General features: G+C 35.0%; 17 protein-coding genes. 8 read left to right on the top strand and 9 right to left on the bottom strand.

The window, feature by feature from the left end; all coding sequences use genetic code 11:
- Positions 1 to 117 precede the first annotated feature (117 nt).
- Positions 118 to 1,923 carry a GNAT family N-acyltransferase gene (locus IEV84_RS02740; protein WP_188492182.1) on the top strand — a complete coding sequence of 602 codons (1,806 nt, stop codon included), beginning with the start codon at positions 118 to 120 and terminating at the stop codon, positions 1,921 to 1,923.
- Between the two features lie 133 nt (positions 1,924 to 2,056).
- Here IEV84_RS02740 and IEV84_RS02735 read toward each other — a convergent pair whose 3' ends face one another.
- The 7 genes from IEV84_RS02735 to metG form a co-directional block, all read right to left on the bottom strand.
- The gene (locus IEV84_RS02735; protein WP_128193136.1) at positions 2,057 to 2,242 is read right to left on the bottom strand and encodes a hypothetical protein; all 186 of its coding nucleotides are present in this window, start codon (positions 2,240 to 2,242) and stop codon (positions 2,057 to 2,059) included.
- Between the two features lie 80 nt (positions 2,243 to 2,322).
- Positions 2,323 to 2,841, bottom strand: a complete 519-nt coding sequence (locus IEV84_RS02730) for a ferritin (protein ID WP_188492180.1) — start codon at positions 2,839 to 2,841, stop codon at positions 2,323 to 2,325.
- 141 nt (positions 2,842 to 2,982) lie between these two features.
- Positions 2,983 to 4,485 (bottom strand): hypothetical protein, encoded by a 1,503-nt coding sequence (locus tag IEV84_RS02725; protein ID WP_188492178.1) that lies wholly within the window; start codon positions 4,483 to 4,485, stop codon positions 2,983 to 2,985.
- A 33-nt stretch (positions 4,486 to 4,518) separates the two neighbouring features.
- Positions 4,519 to 5,208, bottom strand: coding sequence for an HAD family hydrolase (locus IEV84_RS02720; protein ID WP_188492160.1), 690 nt, complete (start codon positions 5,206 to 5,208; stop codon positions 4,519 to 4,521).
- Between the two features lie 111 nt (positions 5,209 to 5,319).
- Positions 5,320 to 5,955, bottom strand: coding sequence for a hypothetical protein (locus tag IEV84_RS02715; protein ID WP_188492158.1), 636 nt, complete (start codon positions 5,953 to 5,955; stop codon positions 5,320 to 5,322).
- Between the two features lie 110 nt (positions 5,956 to 6,065).
- Positions 6,066 to 6,944, bottom strand: a complete 879-nt coding sequence (locus IEV84_RS02710; RefSeq protein WP_188492156.1) for a DMT family transporter — start codon at positions 6,942 to 6,944, stop codon at positions 6,066 to 6,068.
- Positions 6,945 to 7,083: 139 nt separating this feature from the next.
- On the bottom strand, positions 7,084 to 9,141 hold the full coding sequence (gene metG, locus IEV84_RS02705) for a methionine--tRNA ligase (protein WP_188492155.1): 2,058 nt from the start codon (positions 9,139 to 9,141) through the stop codon (positions 7,084 to 7,086).
- Between the two features lie 273 nt (positions 9,142 to 9,414).
- On the opposite strand from metG, the gene IEV84_RS16465 reads away from it, so the two are divergent.
- From IEV84_RS16465 to IEV84_RS02680, 6 genes are all read left to right on the top strand, one after another.
- The gene (locus tag IEV84_RS16465; protein ID WP_229732576.1) at positions 9,415 to 9,786 is read left to right on the top strand and encodes a DUF1016 N-terminal domain-containing protein; all 372 of its coding nucleotides are present in this window, start codon (positions 9,415 to 9,417) and stop codon (positions 9,784 to 9,786) included.
- A gap of 23 nt (positions 9,787 to 9,809) precedes the next feature.
- A complete protein-coding gene (locus tag IEV84_RS16460) occupies positions 9,810 to 10,430 on the top strand; it encodes a PDDEXK nuclease domain-containing protein (RefSeq protein WP_229732575.1) in 621 nt (206 codons plus the stop codon).
- Positions 10,431 to 10,480: 50 nt separating this feature from the next.
- On the top strand, positions 10,481 to 10,654 hold the full coding sequence (locus tag IEV84_RS02695) for a hypothetical protein (protein ID WP_188492153.1): 174 nt from the start codon (positions 10,481 to 10,483) through the stop codon (positions 10,652 to 10,654).
- Positions 10,655 to 11,046: 392 nt separating this feature from the next.
- On the top strand, positions 11,047 to 13,851 hold the full coding sequence (locus IEV84_RS02690; RefSeq protein ID WP_306451626.1) for a peptidase associated domain and porin domain-containing protein: 2,805 nt from the start codon (positions 11,047 to 11,049) through the stop codon (positions 13,849 to 13,851).
- An 18-nt stretch (positions 13,852 to 13,869) separates the two neighbouring features.
- Positions 13,870 to 15,207, top strand: coding sequence for a DUF5689 domain-containing protein (locus IEV84_RS02685; RefSeq protein WP_188492149.1), 1,338 nt, complete (start codon positions 13,870 to 13,872; stop codon positions 15,205 to 15,207).
- 49 nt (positions 15,208 to 15,256) lie between these two features.
- Positions 15,257 to 15,745, top strand: a complete 489-nt coding sequence (locus IEV84_RS02680; RefSeq protein WP_188492147.1) for an FKBP-type peptidyl-prolyl cis-trans isomerase — start codon at positions 15,257 to 15,259, stop codon at positions 15,743 to 15,745.
- Positions 15,746 to 15,836: 91 nt separating this feature from the next.
- On the opposite strand, the gene IEV84_RS02675 is transcribed toward IEV84_RS02680, so the two are convergent.
- Positions 15,837 to 17,570: a glycoside hydrolase family 13 protein gene (locus IEV84_RS02675; RefSeq protein WP_188492145.1), complete on the bottom strand. Its 1,734-nt coding sequence runs from the start codon at positions 17,568 to 17,570 to the stop codon at positions 15,837 to 15,839.
- A gap of 327 nt (positions 17,571 to 17,897) precedes the next feature.
- Between IEV84_RS02675 and hflX the strand changes: the two genes are divergently transcribed.
- Entirely contained in the window at positions 17,898 to 19,127 is a 1,230-nt protein-coding gene (gene hflX, locus IEV84_RS02670; RefSeq protein ID WP_188492143.1) for a GTPase HflX, read from the top strand.
- A gap of 79 nt (positions 19,128 to 19,206) precedes the next feature.
- Here the strand turns inward: hflX and IEV84_RS02665 are convergent, their stop codons facing one another.
- Entirely contained in the window at positions 19,207 to 20,058 is an 852-nt protein-coding gene (locus IEV84_RS02665) for a DUF3078 domain-containing protein (protein WP_188492141.1), read from the bottom strand.
- Positions 20,059 to 20,085: the final 27 nt, after the last annotated feature.

Here is a 20,085-nt window from a genome sequence, read left to right as displayed (position 1 = left end):
AAATACTAAAAAATATATCGGCCGGACTATAAAAACTTTAAAATCAAATTAGGCTCATAGTCGGATAATGGAGTTTTTTTCTATCTTTGTTTTTCTCTCAAAAAAATAAAAAAATAAATGGGTTTAGTTACCGCCAAAGAAGTTGCAAAAGCAATCAATGTTGAGAAATACGGAGCCTTGGGGACTTTTTCAGGTTGGCTATTAATGAAAGTGCTGAAGATTTCTACTTTAAATAAAGTGTATAATCGCAACAAACATTTAAAAGAAATTGATTTCTTAAATGGAATTGTTGATGACTTGCAAATAAAATTTGAAATTCCTGAAGAAGATTACAAACGTTTGCCTAAAGACGGAGCTTATATTACCATTTCTAATCATCCGCTGGGAGGAATAGATGGGATTTTGTTGTTGAAATTAATGCTCGAAAGAGAGCCTAATTTCAAGATTATTGCTAATTTTTTATTGCATCGAATTGCGCCTTTAAAGCAATATATCATGCCGGTAAATCCTTTTGAAAATCATAAGGATGCCAAATCCAGTGTTTTAGGAATCAAAGAAACATTGCGTCATTTAAGTGATGGAAAACCGCTTGGAATGTTTCCGGCCGGAGAAGTTTCCAGTTACAAAGACGGACAACTTGTTGTTGACAAACCCTGGGAAGAAGGTGCTATTAAAGTAATCAGAAAAGCACAGGTTCCTGTTGTACCGATTTATTTCCACGCCAAAAACAGTCGTCTTTTTTACATTCTTTCTAAAATTAGTGGGACTTTGCGTACGGCTAAATTGCCTTCGGAATTATTTAGTCAAAAAAACCGTGTGATTAAAGTTCGTATTGGAAAACCTATTTCAGTAGCTGAACAAAATGAATACGAAAGTATTGAAGCTTATTCGGAATTCCTGAGAAAGAAAACCTATATGCTGGCGAATCCTTTTGAAAAAGAAAGCAAATTAATTACAACACCTAATTTAAAAATTACCCGAAATCCTAAAGAAATTGCAACACCTGCTAATGGTGAAAAAATTATTTCAGAAGTAAATTCTTTGAGAGATACTGATTGCCGATTGTTGCAAAGTAAGAACTATGAAGTTTTCTTTACGCAGGCTAACAAAATCCCGAGTATTTTACATGAAATAGGTCGCTTGCGCGAAATTACTTTTAGAGAAGTAGGAGAGGGAACCAATGAATCTATAGATTTAGACAAATTTGATCAATATTACCATCATCTTTTTTTATGGGATGATGAAGCAAAAAAAATTGCAGGTGCTTATAGAATGGGATTGGGTTCAGAAATTTATCCTAAGCATGGAATAGAAGGTTTTTATCTGAACGAACTCTTCCGTTTTGAACCGGAATTGTTTGAAACGATGCACCAATCTATCGAGATGGGGCGTGCTTTCATTATCAAAGAATACCAGCAAAAACCAATGCCATTATTCCTGCTTTGGAAAGGAATTATCCATACTACATTGCGTTTTCCGGAGCACAAATACCTTATTGGAGGTGTGAGTATTAGCAATCAATTCTCTGATTTTTCAAAATCACTGATGATTGAATTCATGAAATCAAACTATTACGATCCTTATATTGCGCAATACATTCATCCAAAGAAAGCATATAAAGTAAAACTGAAAGATGCCGACAAAGATTTCATTTTTAATGAAACAGAAGCTGATTTGAATAAATTTGATAAAATTATTGACGAATTAGAGCCGGGTATTTTGCGTTTGCCGGTATTGATTAAAAAGTATATCAAGCAAAATGCAAAAGTGGTTGCTTTTAATGTTGATCCATTATTCAATAATGCTGTAGATGGATTAATGTATATTAGAATTGCTGATATTCCCGAAAGTACCATGAAGCCGGTTATGGAAGAATTTCAGGCTGAACTGGAACGGAAACTTAATGAAAAAGGAGAGTTGTAGTTGCTCTCGTTACAGACAAAAAAATCGCTTATTATTTAAAATAGTAAGCGATTTTTTTTATGATCATCAGGGTGCAGCTGGTTATTAAAAACAGAAAACCCATCAATTGCTCGATGGGTTTTTATATATAAAATTAGGCTACTTTTTGAATCAAATCATACATAGGACAACGTTTACAACGTTTGTTTTCTGATTTTTTGAATTTTTCACAACAGGAAGATTTACAGTTTTCTACTTTCTTGATGACATTAAGAGCTTCTTTTTTCTTTTTGTCTTTCTTCTTGCTTTTCTTGTCTTTCTCTTTATCCTTCTTGCTCACCTTTGCTTTTGCTTTAAAACTGAGGCAAATATAAAAAGAAAAATGTTATTTTTATATATTCTAAATAAAATTTAACGTTTTTATTTTGGGTTTATAGCAACAGAACTTGTTACTGTTAATTGCTGAATATCACGATCAAATAAGTACAATCCTCCTTTGTCGTCCCCAATCAGGTTGATTTTATCTAAAATAGTTTTTGCTGTTGCTTCTTCTTCAATTTGCTCAGACACATACCATTGTAAGAAATTATGTGTTGCATAATCTTTTTCAGAAAAAGTAATATGAACCAATTCGTTAATGGAATCAGAAACGAAAATTTCGTGTTGGTACAAAGCTTCAAACATTTCTTTAAAGGTAGTATAAGTAGTTTTTGGAGCCTTCAAATCGGTAATTTGTGCATGACCGCCGCGTTCATTCACATATTTAATTAGTTTCAGCATGTGAGCGCGTTCTTCGTCAGATTGGGCGTACATAAATTGAGCAATTCCTTCCAATCCATTTACTTCTGCCCAACAAGCCATTGATAAATAAGTCTGTGAAGATTCCGCTTCAATGCGGATTTGTTTGTTTAATGCAGTTTCTATATTTTTTGACAACATAATCGTAAGTTTTTTGTTAAACGTAAGGTAAAGTTACTAAAAAGCGTATAAAAATAAGCGGTAAAACCCAATTTGATTTTTATTTAACAGTAGTTTTAATTTATTCTGTGTCTTTCAAAACTAAAATAAAATGATGCTTTTTTAGAAATCAAAACCATCTGTGAATTTTCGCATCACATATTTTTTTGCTTTTGCATCATAATAGCCTAAAACATAATAGTCTTTAAGTTTAAAGCTGTTGCTTAAAACTATTTTTTTGTTTTTACTTAAAAAATAAGACAGTTTATCAAGTGCAAGTGGCGATTGATTACGGACAACAAGCTCCAGGTTTTGATTCAGAATACCCTCAAAATAAGCATATTTAAAATGATAAATTGCCGGGAAATCTATATCAGAAAACTCGTCATCAAGGAAACTGTTATGAAACCTATTAGACTGAATAAGTTTTCCTCTATCTTCTGTCATTGGAATTCCGCCTATAGAAATATAAGTATTTCTTTTAGCATTATAAACGGTCACTCCTACATCTAAATCGTTCAGATGCTGTAAAAATTGTTTTGGTTTTTTAATGTCTTTCGGTTTTCGGGAATCTTTTTGAATGAAAAGGGGAATGTTGTTAAAGTCTTGATCACTTTCGTTTAAAACACTATTCTTTTTTAGAATTTGGCCCGAGTTAAAATCTTTTATTTCCAAAGTGAGTTCTGATTCGCTTGCATTAATCTGATACAGTTTTCCGAGGTGATAAAAGGAATTACTCTTTTTCTTTGCATCCTGAAGAACAGATTGGGGGAAGTTCTTTTCAGTTAAATGACCATTTTCCAAATTAAGATCAAATGCCTGCGTATTTTTAGGGGTGTAATCTAAGGTGAGGATAATGTGATTATCCTGGATGTAAATTTTACTTTTCTGAGCCGTTTTATCCAAAATATTATAGTCATTAACGTCCATTTTTTCAATTGGATAAGCATTTGTAAGGTTATTAAAGTTTTGCATTTTACCATTTTTATTCTCAAAAGTAAAAGAGGATAAATCAAAAACTTTCTTAGCGACTTTAGGTTCCTCAAAACTGTAGACAATCAATGCCTGCATAATGCGATGCTGTGCCAAAATATGAAAGGAATTATTCATTTGGAAAGTTGTTACAACAACATCGGTAGGAGGTAGTTTAGTGCTGTAAAGTGTATGCGTTTTATTTTCTAAATCAAATTTTAAGGTTAAAATGAAAGCTAATGAAGCTTTATTGCTAGGTAAATTAGGCGATAGATAAAGGTTTGGATTTCCATTTTTGCTAAAACTACATCCGGTTAATTGTACGTCTTCTAAATTTTGTAGCGGAAATACATATTTACTATTTAAAAATAAGGCACGATTGTATTTTAGAATCGTAATTTTCTCGCTGTCCTTTATAAAAACAAATACTTCGTGGGTATTTTCATTTTCAACATGCAGAATTTGATTGTTTTTTTTGGAGTAATTAGATGTGGCAGAGACAACGATTTGATCTAGTGATCTTAGGCGCTCAAAATTTGATTCTTTATCATTTCCTTTAGGATTGTTTAAACTAATAGTATAAGAGGTGAGTACTGTTTGACTAAACAGTACAGAGGAGCAAAACAGGAATAAAAAAAGGAATGATTTTTTCATGAGTTTTTACTTTCAAAAACCATTCCAGATTTTTTAATGTTCTATTTTTTTTAAAATATCAGTAATTTTTTCAATAGTACTAAAGTTTTGGTGTTTCACTTCATGATCAATTTTTTCATGTGCCCAAGTGGTATGAAACGGTACATGAGCGGCATGCCCGCCAATAGCTAATACCGGTAAAACATCGGATTTTAAAGAATTTCCAATCATAAAGAATTCAGAAGGCTGGATTTCTAAACGTTTAATTAAATCCAGGTAATCCTGTTCCTGTTTATCGGACATCACTTCGATATGGTGGAAATATTTTCCCAATCCGGAGTTATGCAATTTGCGTCTTTGGTCCAGTAAATCGCCTTTGGTAGCTACAACTAATTTGTATTTTCCATGTAAAGCTGCCAGAGTTTCTTCAACACCGTCTAAAAGCACTATAGGTTTTTCAAGCAGTTCTTTGCCGTACTGTATTATTTTTTCGATAACTTCAACCGAAATCGTATTGTTAGAAATAGTCATTGCTGCCTCAATCATCGAAAGAATGTAGGCCTTAATGCCGTAGCCATAAATTTTTAAATTAGCAATCTCTATCCTGAAAAGCTCTTGCGAAAGACCTTGCTGGGACAGATAGTCACTCATTAATTCGCAAAATTTTTCTTCTGTTTCTGAAAAATAGGTTTCATTAACAAATAAGGTATCATCGGCATCGAAGGCAATTACTTTAAAGGACATAGTATTTATTTTTTATTGCAAATTCGGGATTTATTTTCTTTTAAAGAAACCATTTCTTAAAAAACAAAAGAGGCCCAATGAGCCTCTTTCGGTGTGTATTTAAAAAATAAATTAACTTTTTTCGTAAGGAAAATTACGTCCCACTTTTCGCATCATGTGTTCCATCATAGCCTGAGGATTACTCATTACATCTTCATCCATTTGTTTGTAAAAACGCCATAATAAATCGCCGTCTTTTGCATTGTAGATATTCATTGTTAAATCGGAAGTGGCTACTTTTCCGGTTCCAAAACCTATTAGTAAACTTTTTACAATTGCACCACCTTCGCTACCTGTTTTTTGGTAAGCATAGGTACATTTGATAACAGCATCAACGCCTAAAATTTTAGCCAAAGCATCTGGAGTTAGGTCATCAACTTTATCAAAATTCCCGCTTTGTTTCAATAAAACATTTGTTCTTTCTGGATCCTGTACAGTAACAGAATAATCAGATGACTTTCTTAATAAATAAGTATATAATCCTGATTGAAGGCTAAGTGCCGATTTTTTTTCTTCCTGAGCATTTGTCTCCGGATTGAAATTTTTTGGCAGTCTTTTGTACGAAATAGTAGATTTGAAAGGTAGTACTGCTATTGTTTTGTGCGTAGTAATCTCTTCTTTTAATTTTGGAGATTCAAAAATTTGTTTGGTTTGCGCCTGAAACAATGCTGTTGAAAGGATACAGGCAAATAAAATAATTTTTTTCATTTTTCGGTTTTGATAAGATAGTTAATATGCTTACAAAAGTATTATTTTTCTTAAATTAAAAAATTATTTTGATGATTTATTTCAAAAAACCGATTATAAAAATGATTGGTTTATCTATTTTTTCTTAACCCAATGGATTGTGTGTAAAAAGTGATTCGTATTCCTAAAAGTAGAAAAACAGCACCCATAATCCGAAGCCAACTCATTTTTTCGTCTAAAAATAACCAGGCGAGTAGTGTAGCTAAAACCGCTTGTCCTAATAGACTCAGTGAAACTCTGGTGGCTTGTAAATGTTGGGTAGCATAGCTGATTAATAACCAGGCAGTCAGTTGGCAAACTGCGCCTTGAATAAACAAAACCAGCCAGGCTGTGTTTGAAAAACCGATAAAACTTTCTCCTGTAATTCCACAAATCAAACCTAAAAATAAGCTGGAAGAAACCAGGACAATGCTCATAAAAGAGAGTATGTCTATTTTAGACAATATGTTTTTACTGATTAAGATGTAAGTAGCATACAGCATTCCGGACAAAAGCGCGAGAACAAAAGCCAAGTCGAAGTTGAGCTGCCTGAAAGTTTCAAAACCAACCAAAATAACCATTCCTAAAAGAGCGATGACTGTTCCAATCCAAAAATTAATCGATGGTTTGTTTTTTAAAACCAGAAAAGAGCCGATACCCACCCAAACCGGAGATAAATTAGCCAATAAGGTAGCCTGTGTAGCACTTGATTTTTGGATGGCAATATTCCAGATTGCAATATCCGTTGCAAATACAATTCCGCTGACTACAGCTAGTAATGTAATAGTGGTGGGTGGTAGTTTGAATTTTTTGCTAAAAATGACATAAGGTAATAACAGAATAGCTGCAATAAACATTCGGTAAAATGCCGAAATCAATCCGTTAGTCAATTGCAACCGAACCAAAACAGGGAAGATAGAAATACAAAGTATTCCAAGTGCTAAAGCTAATTTGGGTTTTGCATTTTTCATTTTTTCACAGAAAACAGTTGTGCTTACAATTAGTAGTCATTCATCTCAAAGGCAAAACTTAGGCTTATTTTTTTACCGCAAATTCGCGAATTATTCTTTCAGAACTTCAAAATAAAATTTGCGAATTTGCGGTAATTTATTAGTTGATCGTCTCTCCGTTCCCAACACCATCCGCATCTGGATTTACAAAAACCAATTTTCCTTCGGCATTGTTGGTCATTAAAATCATTCCCTGACTTTCAACACCACGAAGTGCTCTTGGAGCTAAATTTGCTAAAACAGTAACACGTTTTCCAATAATATCTTCGGGTTTGAAACTTTCAGCAATTCCCGAAACAATCGTACGAACATCAATACCTGTATCGACTTTTAGGATTAAAAGTTTGTTGGCTTTTGGCATTTTTTCAGCTTCTAAAATCGTTCCAACTCTCAAATCCATTTTGGCAAAATCCTCAAACTGAATCAAATCTTTCTGTGGTTCAGCTTTTTTATTTTCGGCAAGGTTCGCCGTTTTAGTGGCTTCCAATTTGTCTATTTGTTTTTGAATGGCTTCGTCTTCAATTTTAGCAAATAATAATTCAGCTTCGCCAATTTGGTGACCGGCTGGTAATAAATTCCAATCTTCAAATTCCAAATTCCAATTGTTGATTTTGATGTTTAACATTTTCAACAATTTCTTAGAAGTAAACGGAAGGAAAGGCTCGCAAAGCGTACTTAAAGCAGCGGCAATTTGCAAAGCCACATACATTTGGGTTTTGGTGCGTTCCGGATCAGTTTTGATCATTTTCCAAGGCTCTTCGTCAGCCAGATATTTGTTTCCTAAACGAGCTGCATTCATCATTTCGCCTAAAGCTTCTCTAAAACGGTATCTTTCGATAGAACTTGAAATTACGGCAGGATAAGCCTGTAATTCCGCTAAAGTTTGCTCATCCACTTCCGAAAGTTCGTTTGGAGTTGGAACAACACCATTGTAATATTTATTGGTTAACACCACCACACGGTTGATGAAATTTCCAAAAATGGCTACCAATTCATTATTATTTCTCGCCTGAAAATCTTTCCAGGTAAAATCGTTGTCTTTAGTTTCCGGAGCATTCGATGTTAAAGCATAACGCAACACGTCCTGCTGATTTGGGAATTCTTCCAAATATTCGTGTAACCAAACTGCCCAGTTTTTAGAAGTCGATAATTTATTTCCTTCCAAATTCAGGAACTCATTTGCAGGCACATTGTCCGGTAAAATATAACTTCCTTCGGCTTTTAACATCGCAGGGAAAATGACGCAATGGAACACAATATTGTCTTTTCCGATAAAGTGAACCAGTTTAGTCCCTTTGTCTTTCCAGTAAGGAGTCCAGTCTTTTCCTTCTCTTTGAGCCCATTCTTTAGTTGACGAAATGTATCCAATTGGCGCATCAAACCATACATATAATTTTTTTCCTTCGGCACCTTCAACCGGAACATCAATTCCCCAGTCTAAGTCACGGGTTACCGCACGAGGTTCTAATCCGCCGTCGATCCAGGATTTTACCTGTCCGTACACATTCGGTTTCCAGTCGTTTTTATGACCTTCCAAAATCCATTCTCTCAAAAAAGCATCGTATCGATCTAATGGTAAAAACCAGTGTTTGGTTGATTTCAACACAGGAGTTTCCCCCGTAATGGTCGATTTTGGATTAATCAAATCGGTAGCATTCAAAGTCGAACCACATTTTTCGCATTGGTCACCGTAAGCTTCTTCGTTGCCACATTTTGGACAAGTTCCCGTTACAAAACGGTCGGCTAAGAATTGGTCAGCTTTGACATCATATAATTGTTCGGTTACTTCTTCAATGAAATCACCGTTTTCGTATAATTTTCTAAAATAGTCCGAAGCCGTTTCATGGTGAATTTTAGCCGAAGTTCTGGAATAATTATCAAATGCAATTCCAAAATCAGAAAACGATTTACGGATAATTCCGTCGTATTTATCGATTACTTGTTGCGGTGTAATGCCTTCTTTTTTGGCTTTCATTGAGATGGCAACTCCGTGTTCGTCGCTTCCGCACACAAACAACACATCGCGGTTTTGCAAACGCAGGTAACGCGAATAAATGTCAGCAGGAACATAAACTCCCGCCAAATGCCCAATATGAATAGGTCCGTTAGTATAAGGCAAAGCCGCCGTAATCGTATATCTTTCTGGATTTTGTATCATGATTCAATTTTATTGCGTGCAAAAATAAGGAATTTTATCATAACGAAGGGACAGCTCGCGAGCTGTCCATACAGAATGGGATATTATTTGTGTTTTTTAAGGCAAAATATAAGTATATAAAGGTTTCATGTTTTTTTGTTAAGGATTTATAAATTACAATGAATTTTACAATTACGTCCTCACTGCTGATGCAATTCTGTTTCACAATATAAATCAACTAAAAATCTCCATCCTTTTTTAGTATGTTTGTAACACATCCATAATTCATTTCAAATGCTTCAAAATCAATCTATAATTCCAGATATAAAGGCAATTATTGCTACTGCACGAGACAAAGCAATTAGAATCGTGGATAACGAACGAACGCTTATGTATTGGACAATTGGCAAACGTATTTTTGAAGAACAACAACAAGGAAAAGACCGCGCCGATTATGGAACCTACTTGATAAAATTTCTTGCTGAACAATTGCAACCAGAATATGGCAGTGGTTTTTCATACCGTCAATTAAATTGGTATCGCCAGTTTTATCGCACCTTCCCAATTGTGTCTGCACTGCGGACACAATTGAATTGGACACAATATAAGTTGTTCTTTCACTTGATAATGAAGACAAAAGAGAATTTTATATTGCCGAAAGTGTAAAAAATAACTGGACATCAAGACAGTTGGAACGTCAAATCAATAGCAGTCTTTGGGAACGTCTTTTGATTAGTAGAGATAGACAGGATGTTTTGGCAGTGGCTAGAAACGAAAAATTGCCCTCGGATGCCAGACAAATTATAAAAGACCCAATGGTTTTAGAATTTTTGGAGTTAAAACGGGAGGCTTCTTACTATGAAAGAGATTTAGAAACGGCTATTATTACGCACTTACAAGATTTTTTGTTGGAGTTGGGGAATGGTTTTACCTTTATTGCCAGACAAAAACGCATTCATATCGATGGCGATGATTTTTTCGTGGATTTGGTTTTTTACAATCGTTTATTGCAATGCTTTGTAATCATCGAAATCAAAACCGAAAAATTGACTCATCAAGATATTGGTCAGTTGCAGATGTATGTTAACTATTACGACCGAATGGAGAAAAATGACAACGAAAACCGAACTATTGGAATCTTGCTTTGTGCCAATAAAAATGATAGTGTGGTTAAATTTACATTGCCCGAAAACAATAAAAATATTATAGCCAGTCAATATAATTTATACTTACCAACCGAAAAACAATTATTAGAAGAAGTAAAAAAAGAATTGCAAAATTTCGAAGAAGATAAAGAAACAAAACGATAAAATTTACATTGTAATAGAGGAAGTTGTTTTGTATCCAATAAAAATAAATCATGCCCAAAGGACCTGAAAAAAACACCAAAAACAAGGCTTTACATACCAAGTTATTGAACAGGAAAAAAGCTAAATTGCTGGAAGAGAAAAAAGAAAGAGCCTTGCGTTTGAAAGCGATAGTTACTAAAATGAATCAGTCAAAGAATGCTGATGAATCTACCTTCGAAAAATAATCTCATAACTCGAAAAACAGTAGTTTTTAAAGGCATTATAATCCAATTTTACCATAACAGAAAATATTCTCACCGAATTTTTAATGTAATACTCACAAAAAAACAATTATTAATGGTTTTTTTGTTAAAAGTTTTTCTTACTTTTATTTTATCGGAAGTGCTATTTGACTTTGATAAGTTATTTAATACCACCACTTTCGGTTTTTAAATCTATTTCCAAAAACAGCAATCCTAAATTGTTACCAAAAATATTCCTTTTTCGGGATATTTTGTTGTGTTCAGCAATGCTTTTTCATGTTATGTTAGCTGGTCGTTTTCTTTTAATCAAAAGAAATACTGCCGATAATTCTATGGAGTTTATGAAGTGTTTTTTGGGTTTACTTTTCTGCATTGTGTCCGTCAATTTGGTATTGGCACAAAATCAGGCTCGAATTTCGGCCAGAGTTTTAGATGCCAAAACACTAAAACCTTTAGTTGCTGTGGTGGTTTCAATTCAGAATACCAATTTTACACAGTTGACTAATTCAGAGGGAATTATTGTTTTTGAAGCTATTCCATCAGCCGATTATTTAGTGCTTTTTCACAGTCAGGGTTACAAAGATGCTTTGTTTCCGGTGAGTGTACAAAATACTCTGTCACTGGATTTAGGAGCTGTTTTGTTAGAATTAGATCAAATTTCGGATCAGCAGGTTTCCGTAATTCAGCTATTTGAAGACGATTTAACCGATGACAACAGCAGCTCCGAAAGTACTTCGGGATTATTGCAATCTTCCAAAGATGCTTTTCAGCAGGCTGCTGCCTTCAATTGGGGACAGGCGCGTTTTAGAATTCGTGGTTTAGACAGCGAAAATGCTGTTACGATGATTAACGGAATTGCGATGAACAAACTCTATGACGGAAGGCCACAATGGAACAACTGGGGCGGACTCAATGATGCCACGCGAAATCAGGAATTTTCAATTGGAAGCACTCCGTCCGATTATACTTTTGGAGGGATTCTGGGAACACAGCAAATTAATACCCGGGCTTCTGTTTATCGATCAGGAAGCCGGATTAGTTTTGCGGGAACCAATACTAATTATAGTTGGCGGATGATGGCTAATTATGCTTCGGGCATGAGTAATTCGGGTTGGGCTTACGTTCTTTCGGCAGGGAAACGTTATGCAGAAGAAGGCTATTTTGACGGAACAACTTATGATGCCAATTCACTTTTTATAAGTGTCGAAAAGAAATTGAACGACCAACATTCGATTAATCTCACCGGGTTTTATACGCCAAACGAACGCGGGAAAAATTCGCCCAATACCGCTGAAGTAACTAATTTAACCAGCGAAACCTACAATTCCTATTGGGGTTATCAAAATGGTGAAATCAGGAATTCGAGAGTAAGAACGGTCGAAGAACCTATTGTGATGCTGAATCATTATTTTAAAATAAACGATCACAGCAACCTGAATTCGGGATTGATGTATCAGTTTGGAAAAATAGGTAACAGCAATATCGATTATCAAAATGCCAATAGTCCTGATCCTACTTACTTTAGGAAAATGCCCAGCTACTACAGTTCGATGTATGCGGCAGATAACGGAGAATTCTCAGGCGATTTCACTCCTGATTATGATAATGCCGGGAAAAACAGAATTACTTTTTTAGCGAATCCGCAAATAGATTGGGAAGCGATGTATCGGGCAAATCAAAATCCAATTGTCGATAATAATTCAAATATAATTGGTTACGAAGCTGCCCAAAGTCATTATGTGTTGTACGAAGACCGAAATGATGATAAAACAATCGCAGTGAATTCTAACTTTAATTCGCAGTTAAACGAGAATTTGATTGTCAATGCGGGTATTGCATATCGCAATTTGCAATCGCATAATTACCAAAAATTATTGGATTTATTAGGCGGTGCTTTTTTTGAAGATATTGACGGTTTTTATAGCGGAACTCAGGCGCAATCGGATTTGAATCATCCCAATCGTCAGGTCAAGGTTGGCGATAGTTACGGATATAATTATAAGCTTTCGGCTCGGGTTTTGGAGGCGTTTACACAGTTTAAGTTTTCTTATGATAAAATCGATTTTTATCTGGCTCAATCTTTTTCCAGAACCAATTATCAACGAAATGGCTTGTATAGAAACGGAATTTATCCGACGATTTCTTTTGGCGAAAGCCCAAAACTGAACTTTGAGAATTTTGGTTTTAAAGGCGGAATGCTTTTTAAGATTTCGGGTAAACAATCGTTGCATTTTAATGCGGCATATTTGACCAAAGCGCCTAATTTGAGAAACAGTTTTTCGAATGTGCGATTGAATAATACCATAGTTGATGGTTTGGAAAGTGAAACGCTGAACAGCCTTGATGCGACTTATGTTTTTAGGACACCAAAAATTAAAACCCGAATAACAGCTTATTATTCGACGATAAAAAATGCCACTAAAATATCGTTTTTCTATGCCGAAGGAATTTTTGATAATGAAGCAGGATATACCAATACGAATGCTTTTGTGAGTCAGACTTTAACGCTTTTGGACCGGAAGAATTTAGGAGTCGAATTGAGCCTGGAATACCAAATGAGTCCAACTTTAAAAACTACTTTTTCGGCGGCTTATGGGCGATATACTTATGACAGTAATCCGAATGTGAGCATTAACAACGATGCGGTGGCTACGGTAGAAAACACCAATCCATCGTATGATTTTGGTACAGCATTTTTAAAAAATTACAAACAGGCGGGAATGCCGCAACAGGCTTATAGTTTGGGTTTGGAATACCGCGACCCAAAATATTGGTGGATTGGAACTAATATGAATTATTTGGCTGACACTTATATTGATGTTTCACCAATTTCCAGAACCAGTCGGTTTTATATCAATCCCGCCAGTGGCTTTTCTTTTCCGGAAGCTACCGAAGAAAGAGCGGCGGAATTATTGAAACAGGAAAAATTGGATCCTGTGATTTTGCTCAACTTAATTGGTGGAAAATCCTGGCGGATTAAAGGAAAGAATCTTGGGCTTTTTGTAAGTGTTAATAATCTGCTTGACAGCAAATACAAAACGGGTGGTTACGAACAAGCTCGAAATGCTAATTTCAGGCAGCTCAATCAGGATGTTTCCAGCGGTACTCCTTCGTTTGGGAACAAATATTTTTATGGCTATGACAGAACCTATTTTGTGAATCTTTATCTCAGTTTCTAATTTAAAATTTTAGAAGTTATGCAAAATTTTACTTTTCGATTATTTTTGATACTAGTCTTGGGTGCTTGTGCCAATGATGCAACGGAAATTCCGAAGTTAGTGTGCAATCAGCCCGATTTTACAGTAAACAAAACCGTAGCGAATATCAAAGAAACTTCAGCTGAAATTGTTGTCCAATATCCTTATGACGATGTGATAGAAGGCTATGTGGTTTCCAGTGATGAAAACGGGAATTTCTTTAAAACAATTTCGTTTCAAACTCTGGCTACCGCTACAACTCCTTCAATTGGGTTTAGTGTTCCAATTGATGCGACTAATTTGTATGTGGATTATCGGATCGGGAATAAGGTGTATGTAAAATTAAAAGATCAATACACCGATTTGTATTATGGTGGTTTGCGAATTGGGAGTTTGTATGTAAATGCTTTTAATCAGGGTGGTGTGGGGCGACTTTCGCAAAACGATTATAAAAAGATATTAAATGCTTCTTGTACTACTGTGAAAGAAGAGCAATTGGTTCGGTCGATTGGTTTAAGTGAAATTAACGATAGTCATTTGAACACACTGATTGAATTATCGGATGTGCAGTTTACCGAGCCGGCAATCGGGCGACATTATTATGAGGAAACGAATGATGTAGGTGGTGCGACCAATTGGAATTTAGTGGACAAAAGTGGAAATCAGCTTATTTTCAGGACGAGCAGTTTTGCTGATTTTTCAAAAAATACGGTGCCAAACGGAAGCGGAAAAGTGCGGGGCGTTCTAACTAAATATGCGACCGATTACCAATTAATTGCCAGAAAGGAAGCCGATGTTCAAATGTCGGGAAAACGAAATATTCCTTTTTTTGTGGAAGATTTTCAATCGGTTTCTGATGGGACAAATTTGAGTTTGCCGGGTTGGAATAACATCATACAAGCAGGAGCCATAGTCTGGAAAGGCGGAATTTCATCCACTAACGGTTATGCCGAATTTGCAATAACGGGAACTAAGGTTGTGTCGAATATTGTTTGGTTGATTTCGCCTAAAATAGATATGGATTTGCATACTAATGAAAGTCTTTCGTTTAGAACGGCGCAACATCATCTCGATGTGGACTCTCCGTTAAATACGCTTGAAGTTTATGTTTCCACTAATTTTGACGGGCTTGATATTAAAACGGCTACCTGGACTAAAGTTGCGGCAAGAATTCCAACTCAGGCTACACCCTGGAATGAGTTTATTGGTTCGGGGGCGATTGATTTGTCCAGTTATACAGGAAAAATCAATATTGCTTTTAAATATATTGGTTCGGGTAGAAATTTAGCTTTAGATGGTGCTTTTTTAGTGGATGATGTTCAGGTTTATGGAGATTAGGTTTTCATTATTTTATTATATTTGGCTTCTCTTAAAAAATAATTTAATTATGAAACATTTATTATCGGCACTATTGATTATGACACTTTTTATTTCTTGTAAAAAAGAAAATAGTGAAACTAGCGAAAGTAGTAGTGTAGCTCCAAGCGAGATTCCTTACATTGCTAAAAATGAAAAAGAAATTGAAGACTATGTTGCTAAAAAAGGATTAAAAGGAACTAAAACGGAGTCTGGATTATACTATGTGATCAATAATCCGGGAACAGGAAAACAAGCCACTCCGGCCTCTAATGTAACTGTAGCATACAAAGGCTACTTTATGGACGGAAAAGTATTTGATCAAAGTGATGACAAAGGAATTTCTTTTGGTTTGAGTCAGGTGGTTAAAGGCTGGACAGAAGGAATCTCTTATTTAAAAGAAGGCGGAAGTGCTTTATTAGTTATTCCTGCCAAACTAGGATATGGCGGAAGTGATTATGGTAGTATTCCGGGAGGTTCGGTACTGATTTTTGAAGTAAAACTGATTTCGGTAAATTAGTTTATTAAAAAAACATAAAACAATTAAAATGCCCCAAAGAACATTAACTTTTTGGGGCATTTTTATGGAATAAAAGTCAGATACAATTCGTTTATAATTCGTACAGAACGGCTTCATAAGGTCTTAAAGAGCCATCTTTAGTGACGTTACCATAATTTGCAATCAGGACTTTTGCTTTTTTGATGTTCAAATTAATATTCGCCTTCGTATTTTTTTCTGAAAAATTGAGTAGTACCAGTACTTTTTTTCCTTCTAATTCTCTTGTATAGGCAAAAACATCCGGATTTTCTTTATCTAATAAAGTGTATTTGCCATAAATTAAAATTGGGTTTGCTTTTCGGACTTGAATCAGTTTTCTAAAATAATTTAAAACCGAATTGGGATCTTTTTCCTGTGCTGCTGCATTGATTAGAGTGTAGTTTGGATTTACTTTTAGCCATGGAATTGCTGTTGTAAATCCGCCATTTAAAGAATCATCCCATTGAAAAGGAGTTCTTCCATTTTCTCTTGCCGTTTGTTTTTGTTCTTCTAAAAAGGCTTTTACATCTCCACCGCGGCTTTTAAGTCCAAAATATTTATTTCGTGTATCAACATCGTGATAATCATTAATGGAATCAAAGCGAATGTTAATCATTCCCAATTCATCACCATTATAGTAATAGGGTGTTCCTCTCATGGTCATGACAAAGGTTGAAAGCATTTTGGATGATATTTCTCTGAATTCAGGTGTATCATTTCCAAATTTACTGACCATTCTGGGTTGGTCATGATTGGCAATAAAAATGGATAACCATCCCTTGTCTTTGAATTTTTCGTCATATCTGGAGAAAATTTCTTTGTATTTAACTAATCCAAAATCCTTAACATGTTTACCAATGTCAACACTTTCAAAGTGATAGGCCATATTAAGTTCTTTACGGTCTGGATCTACAAATAGTAAAGCATCATCAGGAGAACTACCAGCACCTTCGGCAACGGTCATTATATCGTATTTACTAAAAACTTCTCTATTCATTTCTTGCAGGTATTCGTGCAAATGAGGACCTACACCATAATATTTGATGATGTTTTTTTCAAATCCTTTTGGCAATTCAGGCCAAGTGGTGTCTTTGGAAGCAAATTGAAAAGCGTCCATTCGAAATCCGTCGATTCCTTTGTCGAGCCAAAAACGCATAATGTCATATACCTCCTGTCTTACTTTAGGATTTTCCCAATTCAAATCAGGTTGTTTTTGTGAAAAATAATGCAGGTAATAGGAATTGGTTTGTGCATCATATTTCCAGGCATCACTGTTAACATCAAAAAAACTCCATCTGTAAGGAGGTTTTCCATTTTCGGCTGGCCACCAGTGGTAATAGTTTCGATAAGGATTGTCCCTCGAACTTCGGGATTGTTTAAACCATTCATGTTCATCACTACTGTGGTTAACCACTAAATCCATGATAAGCTTAATATTGCGTTTGTGCATTTCTTTTAGCAATACATTAAAATCTTCCATAGTTCCAAAATCAGGCATGATTTCACGGTAGTTGCTTATGTCGTAACCATTATCATCATTTGGTGAAGCGTATATTGGATTAAGCCAGACAGCATCTATTCCTAAACTCTTTATATAATCGAGTTTTGATATAATCCCTTTTAAATCTCCTATTCCATCACCATTGCTGTCTTTGAAACTTCTGGGATAAATTTGATAAACTACCGCTTCTTTCCACCATTTCTGGTCAGGGATTGATTTGTTTTCTTGCGCAAAGCTTTGGCTGGTTTGTTGCAAGCCTAAGAAAACAGCGGTAAAGGCAAAGCATTTTAAAAATTGTAGTTTCATCTTTTGGTTATGTATTTTAAGGTTGAAAAATTGGATTAATAAAATTAAAGCCTTTATTGCTGTGTGATTTTTGTTGTTATAAGAAAGTAGGTTTAATTAATTATAAAGTTAATATAATCAATGGTTTGTGTTGTTTTCTATAGGTAAAAAAGTAGTGGTTGTAGAACAAGAAAAAGCTGAATTGGTTAATAAATGGATAAAAATGGATGCAATTAGTATTGATAAAAAGCTTTTTGATTGTTATAATGAAGAATTATGTTTTTATAAAAATATAATTTCTAATACTATATCCGCCAAATCATTAAATTTGTAGCCTTATTTAAAGACATGTTAGAAAAAGAAGTAATAAATTTTGAAAAATCGGTCATTGTAGGTATTGTGACCCAAAACCAGAGCGAGGAGAAACTTAATGAGTATTTGGATGAACTGGAGTTTTTGACCTTTACCGCAGGAGGACAGGTGGTGAAACGTTTTTCGCAAAAAATGGATAAACCGAATCCTAAAACTTTTTTAGGTACAGGAAAAATTGAGGAGATTCATTATTATGTAAAAGAAAATGGTATTTCCACAATTATATTTGATGACGAATTAACGCCTTCGCAACAAAAGAATATTTCCAAAATTATCGATTGTAAAATTTTGGACAGAACCAATTTGATTCTGGATATTTTTGCGCAACGCGCCGAAACTTCTTATGCTCGTACCCAGGTGGAATTGGCACAATGTCAATATTTATTACCACGACTTTCTGGATTGTGGACACACTTGGAGCGTCAAAAAGGAGGAATCGGGATGCGTGGTCCCGGAGAGACTGAGATTGAAACCGACCGTCGTATTGTACGTGACAGAATCTCTTTGTTGAAAGAAAAAATCAAAGTTATCGACAAGCAAATGGGAACCCAACGCAGCAATCGCGGTGCTATGGTTCGTGTGGCTTTGGTGGGTTATACCAATGTGGGTAAATCTACTTTGATGAACGCCATTGGGAAAAGTGATGTTTTTGTCGAAAATAAATTGTTTGCCACGTTGGATACTACGGTTCGAAAAGTGGTGATTAAGAATCTTCCGTTCCTGCTTTCGGATACAGTAGGATTTATTCGAAAATTACCAACACAATTGGTTGAATCTTTCAAAAGTACACTGGATGAGGTTCGCGAAGCCGATTTGTTATTACACGTAGTCGATATTTCACATCCTGATTTTGAGGATCATATTGCTTCGGTAAATCAGATTTTAGTGGACATTAAAGCCAGCGATAAACCTACTTTGATGGTGTTCAATAAAATTGATGCCTACCGTCATTTAACTATCGATGAAGATGATTTAATGACTGAAAAAACCACCAAACATTATACGCTTGACGAATGGAAATCGACCTGGATGAGTCGTGTAGGAGAGCAAAATGCTTTGTTTATTTCGGCTACTAATAAGCAGAATTTTGAAGAATTCAGAGAAAGAGTTTATGAGGCTGTAAGGCAAATTCATATTACTCGTTTTCCATACAATAAATTCCTGTATCCGGATTATAAGGATGTTGTTGAAAAAGAAGAGGAATAATACTTTTTTTAAATTACAAAAAATCCCTTTTTAGATTCAGTTCTAAAAAGGGATTTTTTTGATGTATAATTATGAAAATTTAAAAACCATAATTTACGCCTAATCCAAATATTTCTCTTACCTGAACTGCTTTGATGGCGTTATCATCGTAGATGGTTTGCAAGGCAATATTTGCCGAGAGGTATTTGTTGATTTTCATCACCACATTCATTTGATAGTCGATATCCACATTTTGTGGGTCTTCCAAATAATTTGAATACATATTCAAACGATTTTCGATGGACACATTAGTAATGGCATTGAATTTAAAATAAGCCGAAACACTTGCTCCAAACTCTACCCGGGAATTATCTCCCTGTAAAACTCCAAAAGAAGAGCCGAGTTCGGTAAAATGTTTGTGTACCAAAATTAATTTTCCTGCGGCAGGAGCAATGTTAACACTTAAATTATCGTCTTTTTTCCATAAAAAACCGGGACCAAGCTGAAAATAAGCTGGAGAGAAAAAGTGAGATATTTTTAAGTTGTTTTTGTCAACTCCGGTGTCCATCTGGGATCTAAAGTTAAAATACATCGAATAATACCAGTTTTTAGCGGTTGATTTTTTACCCCAAAGTGAATTTAATTCAAGACGGTCATCGGTTTTGGCTGTTCTCTCGTTTCCTTTTATTTTACTTAGTCCGTAAGCCAGAATAAATTTGTTGTCCCAAACCACATCCCCTTTTTTGTAATTAAAATCGTAGTTTAAATTAAAATTCCCTGCTACATTAGAAGTTCCGCCGCCCAGCCATTGCCTGTTATAAGCTGACTGACTTAATAATAACGACATATTGCCTTTTTTTGTCCAAAGTTTAGTGGTGTCTTTTATGGTTTCTTGGGCTTTTGTATAAAAAACAGAAAATGTAAATACGAATATTAGAAGTAGATTTTTCATATTTAAAGTGATTTTTGAATAGTAAAT

It is taken from the genome of Flavobacterium palustre (assembly GCF_014639535.1).
In the GTDB taxonomy this organism is placed as follows: Bacteria; Bacteroidota; Bacteroidia; order Flavobacteriales; family Flavobacteriaceae; genus Flavobacterium; species Flavobacterium palustre.
The sequence above is the reverse complement of the archived record's forward strand: the minus strand, read 5'-3'. Positions and strand labels throughout refer to the sequence as shown.